This is a genomic window from Amycolatopsis sp. NPDC003861 (assembly GCF_053605405.1).
The window spans coordinates 1-17,118 of sequence record NZ_JBSGJD010000026.1 but is presented as its reverse complement, the minus strand read 5'-3'; the positions used below and the strand labels follow the sequence as shown (position 1 = coordinate 17,118).

Annotated in this window: 19 protein-coding genes; 8 read left to right on the top strand and 11 right to left on the bottom strand. The window is 73.4% G+C overall.

The window, feature by feature from the left end; genetic code table 11:
- The first annotated feature begins 15 nt into the window (after positions 1 to 15).
- The 4 genes from hemE to ACWEVN_RS09890 are packed head-to-tail and all read left to right on the top strand — an operon-like array spanning position 16 to position 4,575.
- On the top strand, positions 16 to 1,086 hold the full coding sequence (gene hemE, locus ACWEVN_RS09905; RefSeq protein WP_452050957.1) for a uroporphyrinogen decarboxylase: 1,071 nt from the start codon (positions 16 to 18) through the stop codon (positions 1,084 to 1,086).
- On the top strand, positions 1,083 to 2,483 hold the full coding sequence (gene hemG, locus ACWEVN_RS09900; protein WP_452050956.1) for a protoporphyrinogen oxidase: 1,401 nt from the start codon (positions 1,083 to 1,085) through the stop codon (positions 2,481 to 2,483). Before hemE ends, hemG begins: the two co-directional genes overlap by 4 nt.
- A 56-nt stretch (positions 2,484 to 2,539) precedes the next feature.
- Entirely contained in the window at positions 2,540 to 3,232 is a 693-nt protein-coding gene (gene hemQ / locus ACWEVN_RS09895) for a hydrogen peroxide-dependent heme synthase (RefSeq protein WP_452050955.1), read from the top strand.
- A complete protein-coding gene (locus tag ACWEVN_RS09890) occupies positions 3,232 to 4,575 on the top strand; it encodes a CoA transferase (RefSeq protein WP_452050954.1) in 1,344 nt (447 codons plus the stop codon). The genes hemQ and ACWEVN_RS09890 overlap by 1 nt, the downstream gene beginning before the upstream one ends.
- Positions 4,576 to 4,873: 298 nt before the next feature.
- Here the strand turns inward: ACWEVN_RS09890 and ACWEVN_RS09885 are convergent, their stop codons facing one another.
- From ACWEVN_RS09885 to ACWEVN_RS09850, 8 genes are all read right to left on the bottom strand, one after another.
- A complete protein-coding gene (locus ACWEVN_RS09885; RefSeq protein ID WP_449683879.1) occupies positions 4,874 to 5,212 on the bottom strand; it encodes a hypothetical protein in 339 nt (112 codons plus the stop codon).
- Positions 5,209 to 6,009, bottom strand: a complete 801-nt coding sequence (locus ACWEVN_RS09880; RefSeq protein WP_452050953.1) for a DUF692 domain-containing protein — start codon at positions 6,007 to 6,009, stop codon at positions 5,209 to 5,211. The genes ACWEVN_RS09885 and ACWEVN_RS09880 overlap by 4 nt, the downstream gene beginning before the upstream one ends.
- Positions 6,002 to 6,916: a TIGR04222 domain-containing membrane protein gene (locus ACWEVN_RS09875; RefSeq protein ID WP_452050952.1), complete on the bottom strand. Its 915-nt coding sequence runs from the start codon at positions 6,914 to 6,916 to the stop codon at positions 6,002 to 6,004. The genes ACWEVN_RS09880 and ACWEVN_RS09875 overlap by 8 nt, the downstream gene beginning before the upstream one ends.
- A gap of 66 nt (positions 6,917 to 6,982) precedes the next feature.
- A complete protein-coding gene (locus ACWEVN_RS09870) occupies positions 6,983 to 7,888 on the bottom strand; it encodes a TIGR04222 domain-containing membrane protein (RefSeq protein WP_452050951.1) in 906 nt (301 codons plus the stop codon).
- Between the two features lie 74 nt (positions 7,889 to 7,962).
- The gene (gene msrB, locus ACWEVN_RS09865) at positions 7,963 to 8,385 is read right to left on the bottom strand and encodes a peptide-methionine (R)-S-oxide reductase MsrB (protein ID WP_086849491.1); all 423 of its coding nucleotides are present in this window, start codon (positions 8,383 to 8,385) and stop codon (positions 7,963 to 7,965) included.
- 19 nt (positions 8,386 to 8,404) lie between these two features.
- Entirely contained in the window at positions 8,405 to 8,710 is a 306-nt protein-coding gene (locus tag ACWEVN_RS09860) for a hypothetical protein (protein ID WP_205661049.1), read from the bottom strand.
- Between the two features lie 53 nt (positions 8,711 to 8,763).
- Entirely contained in the window at positions 8,764 to 10,422 is a 1,659-nt protein-coding gene (locus ACWEVN_RS09855) for a protein kinase domain-containing protein (protein ID WP_452050973.1), read from the bottom strand.
- A 118-nt stretch (positions 10,423 to 10,540) separates the two neighbouring features.
- Complete coding sequence (locus ACWEVN_RS09850; protein WP_452050950.1) at positions 10,541 to 11,203, bottom strand: TVP38/TMEM64 family protein; 663 nt, start codon at positions 11,201 to 11,203, stop codon at positions 10,541 to 10,543.
- 45 nt (positions 11,204 to 11,248) lie between these two features.
- On the opposite strand from ACWEVN_RS09850, the gene ACWEVN_RS09845 reads away from it, so the two are divergent.
- The gene (locus ACWEVN_RS09845; RefSeq protein WP_452050949.1) at positions 11,249 to 12,265 is read left to right on the top strand and encodes a DNA polymerase domain-containing protein; all 1,017 of its coding nucleotides are present in this window, start codon (positions 11,249 to 11,251) and stop codon (positions 12,263 to 12,265) included.
- A 3-nt stretch (positions 12,266 to 12,268) separates the two neighbouring features.
- Here the strand turns inward: ACWEVN_RS09845 and ACWEVN_RS09840 are convergent, their stop codons facing one another.
- A complete protein-coding gene (locus ACWEVN_RS09840; RefSeq protein ID WP_452050948.1) occupies positions 12,269 to 12,892 on the bottom strand; it encodes a hypothetical protein in 624 nt (207 codons plus the stop codon).
- A gap of 340 nt (positions 12,893 to 13,232) precedes the next feature.
- On the opposite strand from ACWEVN_RS09840, the gene ACWEVN_RS09835 reads away from it, so the two are divergent.
- The 3 genes from ACWEVN_RS09835 (at position 13,233) to ACWEVN_RS09825 (ending at position 15,060) form a co-directional block, all read left to right on the top strand.
- Complete coding sequence (locus ACWEVN_RS09835) at positions 13,233 to 13,625, top strand: DUF6221 family protein (protein ID WP_003068867.1); 393 nt, start codon at positions 13,233 to 13,235, stop codon at positions 13,623 to 13,625.
- Between the two features lie 48 nt (positions 13,626 to 13,673).
- Positions 13,674 to 14,651 carry an MsnO8 family LLM class oxidoreductase gene (locus tag ACWEVN_RS09830; protein WP_452050947.1) on the top strand — a complete coding sequence of 326 codons (978 nt, stop codon included), beginning with the start codon at positions 13,674 to 13,676 and terminating at the stop codon, positions 14,649 to 14,651.
- Between the two features lie 190 nt (positions 14,652 to 14,841).
- Positions 14,842 to 15,060 carry a S1 RNA-binding domain-containing protein gene (locus tag ACWEVN_RS09825; RefSeq protein WP_449683887.1) on the top strand — a complete coding sequence of 73 codons (219 nt, stop codon included), beginning with the start codon at positions 14,842 to 14,844 and terminating at the stop codon, positions 15,058 to 15,060.
- Positions 15,061 to 15,090: 30 nt separating this feature from the next.
- Here ACWEVN_RS09825 and ACWEVN_RS09820 read toward each other — a convergent pair whose 3' ends face one another.
- Together ACWEVN_RS09820 and ACWEVN_RS09815 are read right to left on the bottom strand one after the other, a co-directional pair.
- Positions 15,091 to 15,747 carry a maleylpyruvate isomerase N-terminal domain-containing protein gene (locus ACWEVN_RS09820; RefSeq protein ID WP_452050946.1) on the bottom strand — a complete coding sequence of 219 codons (657 nt, stop codon included), beginning with the start codon at positions 15,745 to 15,747 and terminating at the stop codon, positions 15,091 to 15,093.
- A 19-nt stretch (positions 15,748 to 15,766) separates the two neighbouring features.
- The coding region (locus tag ACWEVN_RS09815; RefSeq protein WP_452050945.1) for a PucR family transcriptional regulator at positions 15,767 to 17,118 on the bottom strand (1,352 nt) is incomplete at its 5' end.

Below are 17,118 nucleotides of genomic sequence, written 5' to 3'. Positions count from 1 at the left end.
GCACGATTGACGGCGATGTCTCAGACCACGCCCCTGCCGCGCCCGGCCGCCCCGGCCGCCCGCCGCGAGCTGCCCGAAGCCCCGTTCCTGGCCGCTGCGCGCGGCGAACGCCCGGCGCGCACGCCCGTCTGGTTCATGCGCCAGGCCGGTCGCTCGCTGCCCGAGTACCGCGCGCTGCGCGAGGGCGTGCCGATGCTCGACGCGTGCTTCGACCCGGAAATGCTCGCCGAGATCACGCTGCAGCCGGTCCGCCGCCACGGCGTCGACGCGGCGATCCTCTTCAGCGACATCGTGGTCCCGCTCAAGGCCGCCGGGGTCGACATCGACATCGTGCCCGGCACCGGCCCGGTGGCCGCCGCGCCGGTGCGCGACCTCGACGCCGTGAAGGCCCTGCCCGAACTCCAGCCCGAGCAGGTTGCGAAGGTCGCCGACGGCGTCCGGCTGCTCGTCGAGCGGCTCGGCGACACCCCGCTGATCGGCTTCGCGGGTGCGCCGTTCACGCTGGCCAGCTACCTCATCGAGGGCGGCCCCAGCCGCAACCACGAGCACACCAAGGCGCTGATGCACTCGGACCCGGCGCTCTGGCACGAGCTGGCCGGCCGGCTGGCCGACGTCGCCCTGACCTTCCTGCGCGCGCAGCTCGACGCCGGCGTCGACGCGGTCCAGCTGTTCGACTCCTGGGCCGGGGCGCTGTCCGAGCGGGACTACCGCGAGTTCGTCCTGCCGCACTCGGCGAAGGTCCTCGCGGGTGTCGCGGAGTACGGCGTGCCGCGGATCCACTTCGGCGTCGGCACCGGTGAGCTCCTCTCCGCGATGCGGGACGCGGGCGCGGACGTCGTCGGCGTCGACTGGCGGATCCCCCTGGACGAAGCCGTGCGGCGCCTGGGCGGCCGCGCGGTCGTGCAGGGCAACCTCGACCCGGCGCTGCTGCACGCCTCCTGGCCGGTGCTCGAAGCCGAGGTCCGGCGGATCGTCGCCGAGGGCAAGGCGGCCGACGGCCACATCTTCAACCTCGGCCACGGCGTGCTGCCGGGCGTCGACCCGGACGTGCTGACCCGCGTGGTCGGGCTGGTGCACGAGCTGTGAAGCGCGTCGCGGTCGTCGGCGGCGGCGTCTCCGGGCTGACCGCGGCGTACCGGCTGCGGCGCCTGCTCGGCGCGGACGCCGTGATCACCGTCTTCGAGAAGACGACGGCGCCGGGCGGGAAACTGCGCACCGCCGAGCTCGCCGGCGTGCCCTACGACGTCGGCGCCGAGGCCTTCCTCGTCCGCCGTCCCGAGATGCTCGGCCTGGTCCGCGAGCTCGGGCTCGACGTGGTGAACCCGACGAAGGCGCGCGCGAAGATCCACGCGGGCGGCGCGGTCACCGGGCTGCCCCCGGGCACGGTCATGGGCGTGCCGGCGTCCGCCGAGTCGGTGGCCGGCGTGCTGTCCGAGGCCGGACGGCGGGCGGTCGAGGCCGAGGCGTCGCTGCCCGAACTGCGGCTGCCGGGCGGGGACGTGCCGCTCGGGCCGCTGCTGCGCGAGCGCTTCGGCGACGAACTGGTGGACCGGCTGGTCGACCCGCTGCTCGGCGGGGTCTACGCGGGCGGCGCCGACGGTCTCGGCCTGCGCGCGACCATGCCCGGCCTGGCTTCCGCGCTGGCGGCGGGCGCGGGCTCGCTGACCGCGGCGGCCGCCGCCCAGCTGCCCGCGAACCCGTCGACGGCGCCGGTGTTCGGCACCGTCCCGGGCGGCCTGGGCGCGGTGATCGACCGGCTCACCGCGGAATCCGGCGCCGAGCTGCGCACCGGCCTGCCGGTGTGCGAGATCGAGCGGCACGGCGACGGCTGGCGGCTGCGCATCGGCGCGGCACCGACCGCGCACGCGCCGGCGGACAACACCTTCGAAGCCGACGCGGTCGTCCTCGCGGTTCCGGCACCCTCGGCCCGCCGGCTGCTGGCCGACCTCGTCCCGGCAGCGTCGGCGGCGTTCGGCGAGGTCGAACTGGCGTCGATGGCGGTCGTGGCGCTGGCCCTGCCGCCCGGCACGGCGCTCCCGGAGGCGTCGGGAATCCTGATCGGCGCCGGCGAAAGCGACGCTTCGGGCCAGCCGTACGCGTCGAAGGCCTTCACCTTCTCCTCGCGGAAGTGGGCGCACTTCGGCACCGGCCCGGTCCTGGTCCGCGGCTCGGTCGGCCGGTTCGGCGAGCCGGGCGCACTGCAGTTCGACGACGTCGAGCTCGTGCGCGTGGTCCGCGACGACCTCGCCCGCCTGACCGGCATCACGGCGGCCCCGATCGAGACGCTGGTGACGCGGTGGGGCGGCGGGCTGCCGCAGTACGGCACCGGGCACCTCGACCGCGTCGAGCGGATCGAGAAGGCGGTCGCGGAGGTGCCGGGCCTGGCGATCGCCGGGGCGACCCTGCACGGCGTCGGCCTGCCGGCCTGCGTGGCGACGGCGGAAGCGGCGGCACAGCGGATCGCGGCGCAGCTGTCCGCGTGAGTGCGCTCACCTGACCCGTGGCGGCGGCCGCGTCGCCGCGGTGACAGGATGGAGCCATGGCGCGGGTCAACTACAACGAGCTCAACGACACCATCCGCTACACCACCTGGTCGGTCTTCCGGATCGAACCGGGACGGCTGGGCGAGGACCGCGGGGCGGCCGGGCGCGAGACGACCGAGTACCTCGACGGCCTGGAGGCCAAGGGCGTCACCGTGCGGGGTGTCTACGACCTCTCCGCGCTGCGCGCCGACGCCGACTTCATGATCTGGTGGCACGCCGAGGAGATCGAGCAGGTCCAGGCCGCCTACGCCGGGTTCCGCCGGACGCCGCTGGGCCGCGCGTCGACGCCGGTCTGGAGCCAGACCGCGCTGCACCGGCCCGCCGAGTTCAACAAGAGCCACATCCCGGCGTTCCTGGCCGGCGAAGAGGCCCGCAAGTACATCTGCGTCTACCCGTTCGTGCGGTCCTACGAGTGGTACCTGCTGCCGGACGCCGACCGCCGCAAGATGCTCGCCGACCACGGCAAGGAAGCCCGCGACTACCCGGACGTCCGCGCGAACACCGTCGCGTCGTTCGCGCTGGGCGACTACGAGTGGATCCTCGCCTTCGAGGCCGACGAGCTGCACCGGATCGTCGACCTGATGCGCCACCTGCGCGGCACCGAGGCGCGGCTGCACGTGCGCGAGGAGATCCCGTTCTACACCGGCACCCGCGTGCCGCCCGCCGAGCTCGTCGCGGCTCTCCCGTAGTGCGCGACGTAGTCGAGGGTGTCTGGGACACCCTGACCGGGTCTTCGCCGGGGCCGTTCGAGCTGACCGGGACCGAGGACGTGCTGCCCGGGCCGTACCGGGTCGCGGCGGCCGCCACGGCCTCGGTGGCCGCGGCCACCCTGGCGGCCGGCGAGATGCTCCGGGTGCGTGACATCGAACCCGGCGTGGTCACGGCGGACACGCGCCACGCGGCGGCGGCGTTCCGGAGCGAGCAGCTGCTGCGGGTGGACGGCGTCGGCGCCGAGCCCGTCTGGGCACCGCTGTCGGGCGACTACCGCGCGGCCGACGGCTGGGTGCGCTTGCACTGCAACTACCCGCGTCACGAAGCGGCGGTGTGCTGGGGCCTGGGCGTGCCCGGGGCCCGCGAGGCCGTCGAGAAGGCGGTCGCCGGACGTCCGGCGCGCGAGGTGGAGCACGCCGTCGTCACCGCCGGGGGAGCGGCCGCCGAGCTGCGGTCGCCGGCGGACTGGGCCGCGCATCCCCAAGGGCAGGCAGTGGCTTCGCTGCCGCTGGTTTCAGCGTCCCCGGTCGCCGACGCGCCGAAGCGGACGTTGTTCTACTCGGACCGGCCGCTGGGCGGCATCCGGGTGCTGGAGCTGACCCACGTCCTCGCGGGCCCGGTGGCCGGCCGGGTGCTGGCCGCGCACGGCGCCGACGTCCTGCACGTCGGGGCGGCGCACCTGCCGCGGGTCGAGGCGCTGGTGCGGGACACGAACCAGGGCAAGCGCTCGGCGTTCGTCGCCCTGGACACCGAGGGCGGCCGCGCGCGGCTGAAGAAGCTGATCAGCCGGGCGGACGTGCTGGTGCAGTCGTTCCGCCCGGGAGCGCTGGAGCGCATCGGCTTCGGGCCTGCGGAGCTGGCCGAGCTGCGGCCGGGCTTGGTGATCGCGGACCTGAGCGCGTACGGCTGGGAAGGCCCGTGGGCCCGGCGGCGCGGGTTCGACAGCCTGGTCCAGATGTCGAGCGGCATGGCGTTCGGCGATCCTCCCTCGCCGCTGCCGGTCCAGGCCTTGGACCACGCCACCGGCTGGCTCACGGCGGCGGCGGTGATGACGGCGTTGCGCCGGCAGGTGGACGAGGGCGGGACCTGGCGGGCCCGGCTCTCGTTGGCGGGAACGGGCCGGTGGCTGGATTCCCTGGGCCGCAAGGATTCGGCTTCGGCTTCGGCCGACGTCGACTACGGCGATCTGCTCGAGGAAGCGGACAGCGGGTACGGGCGGATGACGCGGGTGCGAATGGCCGGCGGCCTGCCGGGCGCGCAGCCGCACTGGGAGTTCGGGACGCGGCCGCCTGGAGTCGACAAACCGACCTGGACGCCCTGAGGCAGCACCCACTCTGGGGGCCGGCAGTGTTGGCTGCTGCTGCGCGGCGGAAGCGGTCTGCCGGGCTTCGACCGGAAGGTGCGGCTTACGTTGTCTTGGTGCGGTGCCCACCACCCCGAAGCCGGATTGTGACTACGGCCGGTGGTACCGCGTCAAGGCGGGAAAGCGTGCCTTGACCCGGCACCACCGGCCGTGTTCGGGCTTCGGATCGGGGTGGTGGGGCGGGTCTGGGTGGGGTGCGGGTTTTGCGGGCCGCGCGCCGTTCGGGGTGGCGGGGCAGGCCTGGCGGAATTGTGGATCAGCGGCGCCGGAGGCGGTCCACCAGGCGCCGCTTCGGTTTGGGCAAATGGCCGCCCTCGATCAGCCACGTCACGAACTCGTCCGCGTACGCCCCTGAGCGCTCGGTCGCCTTCTTCGGCCGGGCCGTGTTGAACTGCGCGAACAGCGGGCCGAACCGCTCGCCGAGGGCCTCCGCCAGCTCGGGCCGCTGGTAGGCCAGCACTCGACCGTGCTTCCTCCGCAGCACCCCGGCCTCCACCCGCAGCCGGGCCGGGTCGAAACCCGGCGGTGGCGGGCCGTCGGCCAACAGTGCCTGCAGCAGCTCCGCCTGGCGCCGGGCCAGGTCCGCGCGGGTCACCGCGCCACCGCCGTGCGCAACGCCGCCAACTCCGCCGCCAGTTCGTCGTCGGTCGGGTAGTCGTCGTCGCGCTCCAAAAGCACGCCCGGCGGGTCGGTCCGGCGGCGGAGTTCCGTCAGCAAAGCCAGCACCTCCGGCAGCACCGGGTGCGCGTGCGTGTCGTGGTAGACGCCGTCGCGCTCGATGCCGCCCGCCATGTGGACGTACGCCAGCCTCTCCCAGGGGATGCCGTCCAGGAACGCCACCGGGTCCGTGCCGATGTTGCGGGCGTTCGCGTACAGGTTCGCGACGTCGATGATCAGCCGGCAGTCCGTGCGCTCGGTCAGCTCGGTGAGGAACTGCTCCTCGGTCAGCTCGGCGTCCGGCCAGTCGAGCACCGCGGCGATGTTCTCCAGCGCCAGCGGGACGTCCACGATGGACTGGGCCAGCCGCACGTTCGCCACCAGCACCTCCAGGGCCTCGCGGGTGCGGGGGAGCGGCATCAGGTGCCCCGAGTCGAGCCCGCCCGCGCGCACGAAACACACGTGGTCGCTGACCAGCGGCGCATCCAGCGCCCGCGCGATCTCCGCGAGGTGCTGGACGCGCCCGGTGTCCAGGGGCTCGGCCCCGCCGAGGGACAGCGAGACCGCGTGCGGCAGCACCGGCAAGCCTCGCTCGCGCAGCGCCACCAGCGTCTCCGGGAGGTGGTCGGCGTGCAGGTTCTCGGCGACGACCTCGACCCAGTCCACGCCCGGCAGCCGCGCGATGGACAGGTCGAGCTCGTGCCGCCAGCCGATCCCGATGCCCAGCTCACCCACCGCAACCCCCTCCGCCGCCGCACGACGAACCACACGAAGAACCGCTGCTGCACGACGAGCTCGAGCACGACGACCCGCTGCTGCACGACGAACCCGACGAGCCACCGCCCCCGTAGGACGTCACCGGCGGGGCCAGCGCCGCGCTGAGCTCCTCGTCCGGGTACATCGCCCAGCCGCCGAGGGCGACCGCGGCCGCCGCCCCGCCGAGCAGGACGCCGCCGGCCAGCATGCCGGCCGGGACCGGCCCGCTCGCCGCGGCCCGGGCTTGGCCCAGCAGGCGGTGGCCCGCCGCCGACGGCTGCCGGGCGCCCGTCTTCGACCGGCGGACCGCCGCCACGACGGCCAGCACCGCCGCGACGATCACCAGGAACACCAGGATCCCGACCGGACGGTCCAGCGCGATGCCGTTGACCAGCCGCGCCACGCCGAACACCAGCACGGCCAGCTGCAGGAGCAGCCCGAACGTCCGCGCCTGCCGCTTGGCGGCCGCCGACGCCAGCAGCCCGCGCTGGTCGAGGCCCTCTTCCAGGGCCCGCATCGCCGCCGACTGGCGGCCGTACGCCCGCAGCGTCGCCGTCGTCTTCAGCTGCGCCGCGTCGAAGACCGCCTGCTCCAGCGGCTCGGCCGGCCGCCTCCCGGCCTGGCTGACCTGCTTGTAGCTGTTGACGCGCAGCTGCCCGCGCTCGACCAGGGCCGCGATCGCCGCGTCGACGGCCCGGTCGGGGCCGCCGGCGAGGAAGGCGAGCTGGTAGACGGTCGGCGGCGGGCCGGGCGCGACGGCGTCCGCCCGCAGCGCCCGGCTGCTCACGACGCCGGACACGATGACCCTGATCAGCAGGACCACGCCGAGCAGTGCGATGTAGAGGACCACGAAATCCGGTCCGGAGATGCCCCACGGGTCGGTCATCGCCCGTCTCCCCTCAGTTCGTCGCGGTTACCGTAGCTGTGAGACGCACGCGCTCGCGTCGGCGTTTCAACCGCCGCAACCCCCTCCACCGCCGCCGCCGCAGCCGCCACCCCCGCCGCCGCACGAGCTGCCGCTGCTGCACGAGCCGCCGCCGTAGTAACCGGCGCCCGCTCCGCCGGCCGCCGCCCAGCCGGCCCGGCGCGGACGGCGGTACACCTGCGCGGCCGCCTGCGACACGGCCCGCCCGACGGCCAGCCGGACGTCCTTGTCGGGATGCGCGCTCAGGCCCTGGGACGCGACGGTGCCCGCGGCCCCGGTGGTGAACGTGCCGTCGCGGCGCGCCTTCTCCAGGGCGGCGCGGCCGGCGGCGGTGATCTTGACGCGCGGCCGGTTGGCGGCGCAGATCGCGGTGACGATGAGCGCGACGGTGTTCAGCACCAGCAGCAGGACCAGGTAGCCGACGGGGTGCCCGCTCGCCGACCCGGCGATCAGCCGGAGCACGCCGAGGGCGGCCAGCGCGCCGTAGGCCACCGCCATGATCACCCAGACCGCCCGCACCGCGCGGACGTCGGTGAGCAGGCCGCGGGCGGCCAGCTTCTCCTCCAGCTCGGTCACCGACGCGTGCTGTGCCACTTCGTCGCGGACCCGGCCGTACCAGTTCCCGGTCTTGCCGATCCGCGCCAGGGCGGCGCGGCCGAGGTCGTCGGAGGCCGTGCCGCGGATGCGGTGCAGCTTGCCGGTGCCTTCGAGGCGGACGAACTGCCCCTCCAGCAGCGTCGCGACGACGAACTCGCCGAGCCGGTCCCGCCCGCCGGCCAGCAGGGCGAACTCTTCGGGACGCTCCGGCGCGTTGCCGGCGTCCCCTTGCGAAATCCGCCGGCCGCGAACCGCGCCGTACAGCGCCACCGCCAGCAGCAGGCCCAGGTAGAGCCCCGCGAACACCGGTCCGGGAATACCCCAGGTGTCGGTCATGAGTCCGCCCTCCCTCGTCCGTGTGCGGAGACTACGTTCGAGGAAGGGCGGCGGGTTGCTCGCTTAAGGGAGATTTAGGACTCGGGGACCAGCTTCAGCGAAATCGAGTTGATGCAGTAGCGCTGGTCGGTGGGGGTCGGGTACCCCTCGCCCTCGAAGACGTGCCCGAGGTGGCTGTGGCAGGAGCCGCAGAGCACCTCGATCCGCTTCATGCCCATGGTGCGGTCCTCGCGCAGCAGCACGGCGTCGGAATCCGCCGGGTCGAAGAACGACGGCCAGCCGCAGTGGCTCTCGAACTTGGTGTCGCTGCGGAACAGCTCGGCACCGCACGCGCGGCACTCGTAGACGCCGGTGGTCTTGGTGTCGGTGTACTCACCGGTGAACGGCCGTTCGGTCCCCGCCTGGCGGAGCACGGCGTACTCGTCGGGGCTGAGCTGCGCCCGCCATTCCTGCTCGGACTTCACGACGCGCGGGGTCGCGCCGACAACGGGTTTCATACCTTTCACCCGATCCACGTTACGCCGCGAGCCAGGCGAGGGCGTGCACGACGATGTCCCATGCGGCCACGATCACGCCCAGCACGATGAGCACCACGATCAGAGCGGACACCCAGTAGCGCAGCCCGCCGAGCCGGTTGCTGGAGTCGGCGAAGTCGGCCACCCCGTCGAGGGCGGCTTCGATGGTGTAGTTCGGGCCGCACCGCTCGATGCGGTCGAGGTGCTCGGCGAACGCGCGCGCCTCCGGGTCGTACGGGTCCAGGCCGACCAGGTCCTCGTGGAAGCGAGGATTCTGGCCCGGCAGCGAAGCTCCGTCGTCGGCCATGCCACCACGGTAGGCCATCGGGGCTCGTCAGCCCACCGGACGCGCGTTAAGTCTCAGTAGCTCTGGCTGGCGGAAATCGCGTCGAGCTTGGTGTTCGCGTCGATGAGGGTCTGCCCGCCGACGATCACCATCCGGAACTTGTGCCGGCCGTTCAGGATGTTGAGGTACATCTGCACGGAGCCGTCGTCGGCCACGCCCTCGTCCGTGCGGGCGGTGTTGAACGAGCCGACGTTCTTCTTGTTCTCCGCCCAGTACTGCTGGAACTGCTGCTGGTCGCCGTAGACCTCCTGGGCGGCCGGGGTCAGCATGTTCCAGTTGTCGGCCGGGGCGTTGAAGAAGTTGACCAGCTGCTGGCCGGTGCTCCCGATCGCGGTGATCCGGCCTTCGGACTTGGTCTTGCCCAGCTCGGCGGAAGCGTTCGAGTTGCTCGGGCTGTTGGTCTTGGACGAGCTGTGGCCCGTGGTCGGCTGGTTGCCCGGCGTCTGGCCGGCCTGGTTGTTGCCCGTGCCCCCGCCGTTGCCCGAGTTCAGGACCAGGAACACGATCACCGCGACCACGACGACCGCCGCGCCGGCGCCGGCGAACAACGCGTACTTGCGCTTGTTGTCCGGCTTCGGGGTGTTCGACGAGTACTGGGGCGCCCTGGCCGTCGGCGCGGCCGCGGGCACCGGTCTGGGCGGGGTGTTCGGCGGGGCGGCCGGGGAGCGCATCGGCATGAACGCCGCCGTCGGGCGCGGCGGGTTCGAAGCTGCCTTGTTCGCGGGCACGGGCGTGCCGACCGGCGGGGACGAGGGCGCCTTGTTCGCCGTCCGCTGCCACGGCGGCCGCTCGCCGTCTTCGGTGGACGCGGCGGGCTTGCGGCCGGCGCCGCCGGAGAGCAGCGGCGGGGACGCCGTCATGCCGCCGGGCTCGGTGCGGGCCAGCGCGGCCAGCCGCTCGCGGGCCTCGGCCATGCTCGGCCGCTCGCCCGGCTCGCTGCGCAGCAGGCTCATCAGCAGCGCGGTGGCCCCGCCCGCCTGCACCGGCGGGTTGATCTGGCCGTTCGCCGCCGCGTAGAGCAGCGCGAGCTGGTTGGTCGTGTTGCCGTACGGCGTGGTGCCTTCGATCGCCTGGTAGAGGGTGGCGCCGAGGGCGAAGACGTCGGAGCTGGGCACCGGGTCGGCGCCGCGGGCCAGCTCGGGCGCCAGGTACGCCGGGGTGCCGCCGATCAGGCCGGTCGCCGTCAGCGTCATGTCGCCGGCCGCGCGGGAGATGCCGAAGTCGGTGATCTTCGCGGTGCCGGTCTGGTCGATGAGGATGTTGCCCGGCTTGACGTCGCGGTGCACGATCCCGGCGCGGTGGGCGGCCACCAGCGCGGACGCGACCTGCTCGCCGATCCGGGCCACCCGGCCGAGCGGCAGCGTGCCCTCCTCGGCCAGGATCGTGGAGAGACTGGGCCCGTCGAGGTACTCCATCACCAGGCAGGGGTCGCCGTTGTGCTCGGCGATGTCGAACACCACGATGGCGTTCGGGTGCTGGAACCGGGCCGCGTTCTTGGCCTCGCGCATCGCGCGCTGACGCATGTTGTCGCGTTCGGTCTCGGAGACGCCCGGCTGCGGGAGGATCTGCTTGATCGCGACGGTGCGTTCGAGGCGCACGTCGGTCGCGCGCCACACGACACCCATGGCACCGCTACCAATGTGCTCGACGAGGCGGTAGTGCCCCGCGATCAGCTGACCGGTGTCGATGGCGACTGCTCCTGACGAAATTCCCGGTGGTGGTGGCCCTGCTCAGCGCGTTACCGCTTCGCGCACCCGATCGAGTGTAGCGGTCGGCCGCGTGCTCTTCGCGTCAGCCAGCCTGTCCGGCGGGCTGCGGTTCGGCCGGTGCCCGCTTCTTGAACACCTTGACCAGGCCGATCGCTCCGGCCAGCGCGAACACGCCGTAACAGGCGAGCAGCGCGGGCGGCGTGTCGCCGGTCAGCGCGTCGCCGAGGACCACCACGGCGACCGTGCCGGGCACGCTCCCGAGCAGCGTACCGGTCAGGTACGGGACCAGCCGCACCGAGGACACCCCGCAGAGGTAGCTGAAGGGGGCGAACGGCACCACCGGGATCAGCCGCAGCGACGTGACGGCGAGGACGCCGCCGCCGGAGAGGCGGTCGTTGACCGTGCGGACGGCGGACCGGTGCAGGTGGCGGGTGACCAGGTCGCGGCCGAGCAGCCGGGCCAGCCCGAAGGAGAGGCCGGCCGCGATGGTGGTGGCGACCAGGCCGATCGCGATCCCGGCCGCGGTGCCGACGAGCAGGCCGGCGGCGAGGTTGAACACCGTCCGCGGGATGGGCGCCACGGTGAGCAGCGAGTAGGCGACGAGCAGGACGAGCGGGGTGGCGGGGCCGGTGGTGGCGGCCCAGGCCCGCAGCTCGGCCGGACCGGGGATCGGCAGCAGCACCGCGGCCGCCGCGAACCCGGCGAGCACGGCGAGCGCGACGATCAGCTTGGTGCGGCCGGACACCTGTTCGAGCCTACCGGGCGGGGTTGCGGGCGCTAGCGTGGCCGCATGCCCAAGAACGGTGACCCGGTCGAGTACGAGGTGGGCGGGCGCACGGTCCGCGTCTCGAGCCCCGACAAGGTGTACTTCCCCCAGCGCGGCATCACGAAGCGGCAGGTCGTCGAGCACTACATCACGGTCGGCGCCCCGCTGCTGCGCGCGATCGGCGAGCGCCCGACGACGCTGAAGCGCTACGTCGACGGCGTCGAGGGCGACTGGTTCTACGCCAAGCGCGTGCCCAAGGGCGCGCCGTCGTGGGTGGAGACGGCCGAGATCACGTTCCCGTCGGGCCGCAAGGCCGCGGAGGTGTGCCCGACCGAGCCGGCGGTCTTCGCGTGGGCGGCCAACCTGGGCACGTTCGACTTCCACCCGTGGCCGGTCCGCCGGTCCGACGCCGACCACCCGGACGAGCTCCGCATCGACGTCGACCCGCCGGACCGGGCCGGCTTCGCGGACGCGGTCGAGGTGGCCATGGTGGTCCGCGAGGTCCTGGCGGACGCGGGCCTGACGGGCTGGCCGAAGACCTCGGGCGGCCGCGGGGTGCACGTCCTGGTCCGGATCCGGCCGGAGTGGGACTTCGTGGCGGTCCGCCACGCCGTGATCGCGCTGGGCCGCGAGGTGGCGCGCCGGATCCCGGCCAAGGCGACGACCTCCTGGTGGAAGGAGGAGCGCGGCGGCCGCGTGTTCCTGGACTACAACCAGGCGGCGAGGGACCGGACGGTGGCTTCGGCATGGTCGGTTCGGGGGACACCGAGGGCCACGGTGTCGACGCCGGTGACGTGGGACCTGCTGGGCGAGGTGGACGCGGACGACTTCGACGTCCTGACGATCCCGGCGTTCCTGGACGAGCACGGCGACCTGCACGCGGCAATGGACGAGACGCCGTTCGGGCTGGAGACGGCGCTGGAGTGGTACGAGCGCGACCTGCGTGACCACGGGCTGGGCGACCTGCCGTACCCGCCGGACTACCCGAAGATGCCGGGCGAGCCGAAGCGGGTCCAGCCGAGCAAGGCCCGTCCCGACTGACCCTCACGGCTTGCGGCAGCTGACCGCCGTCACGGTCGCCTGCGGGACGACCTTGCCGTTCTTGGTGGTCAGGCTGGTGCGGGAGACGCGGTAGGAGCTGCCGCCCTCGGCGTAGGCGGTCTCGATGAGTTCGCCGGACGTGTCGCCCGAGATGCTGTAGGTGAGGTCGCACTCCCAAAGCAAGGTGCTCGCGCCGAGGAAGTTGAGCTTCGGCTCGACGACCACGTTGCACCCCGCCGAGCCGAAACACTGCTTGGACTGGATGGCGAGGTCGACCGAGTAGTCCTTCGCCGTGGGTTCGGGCAGAGCGGGTTCCGTCGTCGCCGGAACGGCGAACGCGGGGATCGACGGGCTCGTGGTGGCGGGCGCGGCGGCATCACGCGGCCGGGCGGCACCATCGGCGGAAATCCACGTGCCGCCGGGGCCGGCGCACGGGGCGTGCTGCGACCGGTCCAGGCACGGGCTGACGGAGCTCTTGCTGTAGGCGAGCGCCAGCACGATGCCCGCGGCCAGGGCGGGCAGCACGGTCAGCACCCCCACCACCCACGGCCACTTCCGGCGCGGGGGCCGCGGGGCGACCGGCGGGAAGTACGGCACCTGCGGGACGGGTGAAGCCGGAACGGACATGACCACCTCCGTGACTGTGCTGCGGGGACAGACGCGGCGGCGGCGCCCGGCGTTACGGAGTGACACGGACGAGACCGTTTTCCGGCACGAGCTGTAACCACGACCACAGCCGTGGCAGTCCTCACTGAATAGGGCATCACGCGGGGCAATTGCGTTCCGCCGAAAGAACGAATCCGAACGCGCAGTGATCACCCAAGCGCCCGCTGTCGCCTTTCGGGTCACAAATGTTGCACGGCCGATCTCGATGTCACGATCTTGGTCTCCGACGGCGTAACGTGCGGTCCCGAATCGACGACTCCCCGGGGCCATCGGGGAGCGGGTTCGAGGAAGGAGGCCGTTCGTGGACGACCTGATCGCTTTCCTCGCGGCGCGGGTGGGCGCGCGGCAGGCGTTGATCATGCAGGCCGTCAACAAGGCCAAGGCGGGCGAGGCGATGAACCGCGGCGAGACGAAGGTCGCCGTGGAGCAGAAGATCCGCGGGCTGACCGATCTCGAACTCGACGTGGTCAACCAGATGATCAACGAGATCGAGGCGACCCGGCGGATCCTGCTCGCCCACCGCACCACGGTGTCGGAGAAGGTGCCCGGTTTTCCGCTCTACGGCAGCGAATACTGGTGTGAGACCTGCCACGTGCCCGCCGACGAGGCCGGCTCCAACTGGTGCCTGACGCTGCGCCTGCTGGCCCTGCCCTACGCCGACCACCCGGAGTACAGCGAGCGCTGGCGTCCCTGACGGGAATCCCGCCGGGCGCCGGGCGTTGCACCCGGCGTGAGGATCTCCGTGCTCGACCGTTCGCCCGTGCGGCGGCACCGCGGGCCCGCGCAGGCGCTGCGGGACACCGTCGCCTTCGCCGCCGACATCGAACGGCTGGGGTACCACCGGTTCTGGGTGTCCGAGCACCACGGCGTGCCGGGCGTCGCCGGGTCCGCGCCGACCGTGCTGGCCGCCGCCGTCGCGGGGGCGACGAGCCGCATCCGCGTCGGGACCGGGGGTGTGATGCTGCCGAACCACCGGCCGCTGGTCGTGGCCGAGCAGTTCGGCGTCCTGGAAGCGCTGCACCCGGGCCGGATCGACATGGGACTCGGCCGGTCCGTCGGGTTCACCGCCGGCGTTCGCGAAGCGCTGGGCCACGGCAAGGAAGCGGCCGACGGCTTCGGGGCGCAGGTCCGTGCGCTGCTCGGGTTCTTCGCGGGCGAGCACCGCGGGGTGCACGCCTACCCGGCCGAGGGGCTGCGTGTGCCGCCGTTCCTGCTGGCCACCGGGTCGGGCGCGGACCTCGCCGCGGAGCTCGGGCTGCCGCTGGTGATCGCCCCGGTGCGCGGCGAACCGGCCCTCGCCGAAGCCGTGACGCGGTACCGGGACGGGTTTCAGCCGTCCGAGTGGGCGCGCGAGCCGTACGTGGTGGTGTCGACGGCGATCGCGGTGGCGGACTCGGCGGCGGCCGCGCGCCGGCTGCTCGTCTCGGAAGCCTGGGCGACGGTGTATTCGCGCTCCCACGGCGTCTTCCCGCCGCTGGACCCGCCGGGCGAGGTCCTCGCGGCGCCGATGACCGATCGCGAACGCAAGCGGCTCGAGGAGACTGTGGACGGTCAGCTCTGGGGGACGCCGGCCGAGGTCGAGGAGCGGCTGGGAAGGCTGGTCGCGCTCGTCGGCGCCGACGAAATCCTCGCCACGACCGCCGCCCACGACCAATCCGCCCGGCTCGATTCTTTCGCCGCGCTCGCCGAACTTGCGGGGCAGTGTGAGCCTATTTCCTGATCCGCGGATATCGGGTCAGGGAATTTCGACGGCGAATTCCGGTATGGTTCCCGGGGTGACTGCCGGGTCGGCCTCGAGCCGTGAGCAGACGGGGTACCCGGCTGAGCCGTGACCTCCGGGCGGGCCCGCGGCCCGCCGCCTCCGCGCGACTGTCCTGATCGGGACGTGCGCGGGAAGGAGGTGAAATCGCATGACCCCATGGCAGGAGTTCGTGGCGGCCCACGCCGAGGGCGGCGTCCTCGACGGCGTCGTGACCCGGGTGGTGCCGTTCGGCGCGTTCGTCGAAGTCGCGGACGGCATCCACGGCTTGCTGGTGACGAACGAAGCCCCGCAGGCCGGAACGCGGCTGTCGGTCCGCATCGAGCAGATCGACGTCGAGCGGCGCCGGTTCAGCCTGGTGCGGGCGTGAGGTGAGCCGGGTGAGGCAGGGCGCCCTGCCTCACCCGAGCACCAGCGGCAGCCGCGCGGCCAGTTCGTCCAGCGAAGCCGTCTCTTCGTCCGTGGCGGCACGCCGGCCGGTCCCGACCAGCAGGACGTCCGTGTCCGAGAACGACGCCGGGAACTCCGCTCCCGCGATCTTCTCCAGCATCACCCGGGTCCGCGCCAGCCCCTCCGCCGGCGGGCCCGGCACCGACGGCACGTGCGCCACCAGGTCCAGGTGGTGCAACGTCCACTCCAGCACGTACGCCGACAGGTAATCGCCCGCCGTCAGGACCATCTCCTGGGTCGACACCCGCTCTCCCGGGTCCACCAGGTCCGCCGCGCGGCCCGCCGCCGCGCCCACGTCGTCCAGGTGGAACTTCAGCAGTTCCGGGTCCTCGTACGCCGCCGCCAGGCGGACGATCAGCGCCGACAGCGGGTCCTCACCCGAAGGCAGCGACGACGACACCGCCCAGTACGTGATCGCGTCGTGCGTCAACGCCGAGGACGCCGGGGTGGCGAGGGTGATCAGCACGTCCTGCGCGTCGATCACCAGGTGGCAGACCAGGTCCCGGACCAGCCACCCGCGGCAGCCCGAGGGCTGGGAAAACGCCGAAGCGGGGAGGGAAGCGACCGCGGCGCGCAACGCCGCCCACGTGCGCGAGAAGAGATCCACGCGCGCGAAGCTAGCAGCTTCACAACCGAAGCTGCAGCTGAGTTAACAGGCGCTGGGCCGGGTCGTCGAAGTCCACTCCGGACACCTCCGCCGCGCGCCGGACGCGGTAGCGGACCGTGTTCGGGTGGATGTTGAGCACCCGGGCCGCCGCGCGGACGTCGCCGAACGCGTTCAGCCAGGCCAGGACGGCCGGGACCAGGATGCCGCCGTGCTCGGTGTCGTGCTCCACCAGCGCGGTCAGCCGCGGGTCGCGGATCCGCGGCTGCGACCCCAGGTAGGCCAGCACCTCCGAGAGCAGCACCTCGGCGCGGACGTCGGCCAGCGACGCCACGTCCGCCGCCCAGTGCCCGCGTGTCATCGCCGCCAGGACGCGGTCGGCGTCGCCGCGGGAGGCCGCCGCCTCCGACAGCCGGGGGACCACGCCGCCGAGGGCCGCGCGGACCGGGACGTCCAGGTGACGGCGGGCCGTTGCCGCGATTTCGCGGGCCAGCGCCAGCACCGCCGCGTCCGAGTGCTCGGGCAGGTCCGGCAGCAGCGCGTAGACGCGGCCGCCGATCACGCTCACCAGCGCGCTGCGCCGGTAGGCCGCGGTGTGCACGGCGATCAGGTGGACCAGCTCGGCCCGCCGCAGCTGCCGGTTGTCCGACCTTTCCAGGGAAAACGCCAAGACCTGCGCCGGCCGCGCCGGGTCCGCGCCGATGTCGTCGGCGACGGACTCCGCGTCCAGCCGGCCCTCCAGCAGGCTCGCCAGGAGGTCCTCGCGCAGCCGCAGCTCCGGGCTCGGCAGCGTGCGTGCCCGGATCAGCTGCGGCGCCAGGGTGCGGCTCGCGCCGAGCAGCGCCGTCTCGGCCCGCTCGGTGAGCGGCTGCGCGCCCTCCTGGACCCAGATCGTGCCCAGCGGCTGCTGGCCCGCGTGGATGCCGGCCGCGATGCGGCGGCGGATGCCCAGCTCGGGCCGCTCGTCGATCCGGACGATCCCTTCCCCGGCACGAAGCCGCTGGTAGACGCCCCATTCGCGGAGCATCGCGAGGTAGCGCTCCGGCCCCTCGCGGCCGAGGATCGACAGCCGCCGCAGTTCGTCGACCTCGTCGCCCGCCCGCGAATACGCGAGCACGCGGTTCGCCGTGTCCTCGATGCTGACCAGGCCGCCGGTGAGCGTCGCGATCGTCTGGGCCAGGGCGAACAGGTCGCCGAGGACCTCGCCGCTGGCCGCCTCACCGCCCGCGCGGGCCGCCTCGACGACACCGCGGGCCAGCGATTCCACCTGCTCCCAGCGTGCTTCCGACCCGACCGTCAGCAGCGCGACGCCCGCGTCGGCGGCCACCTCGGCACCCGTCGCGCCCTTGACCGCCACCGCGGCCGCGCCGCCGC